Genomic DNA, 614 nt, shown 5'->3' with positions numbered 1-614 from the left:
ATTGCTTGATATCTTTAAATGTTGTTGTGACCCTGGTTAAACCAATCAAAACGTATGATTTATCACGTTTGATTGGGTGTTTCTTTTCTTCTTTGATATTTTTAAGAAGCGGTATTGAAAAAATAAACCACCAAATACCTACGGAAGCAAATGATAATTGACTTGCTGCTGTTGCATTTGGGATTCCAAACCAGTCATACTTCAAAATCATTAATATATTTACTGCTAGCAATATCCCTCCGCCAAAGTAACCAAATGCAAATCCACTTGAGGAAACTTTATCAATATTATCCTCATCAGCAATCTCAGGCAAAAACGCATCATAGAATATATTCGCACTTGAGAAACCAATCGTACCAATGATAAGCAGAAGTGATGCAAATAGATAATCACCCTCGCCAACAAATCCTAGCATAATACTTGCAATCATACCCATAAAGGCAAAAAATCGGAGAAACTTTTTCTTTGCGGCTGAATAATCACTTACGGCACCAAGAAATGGAGCAAGAATGGCTACGATCAGTACAGCAATAGACTGGGAATAACCCCAGTAACTTGTTGCCAGGGAATTATCTAAGCCAACTGCGGCAACATCGTAATAAAACACCGGTAAC

Annotated in this window: 1 protein-coding gene; it reads right to left on the bottom strand. The window is 37.3% G+C overall.

The annotated features are described in order from the left end of the window. Positions 1-614, bottom strand: a 614-nt coding sequence (locus AC3G7N_RS21650; RefSeq protein WP_489424193.1) for an MFS transporter, incomplete at both ends; no start/stop codon positions are given.

This window comes from Virgibacillus carmonensis (assembly GCF_057836705.1).
Note: the sequence above shows the minus strand (reverse complement) of the source record. Positions and strands in the feature narration are given on the sequence as shown.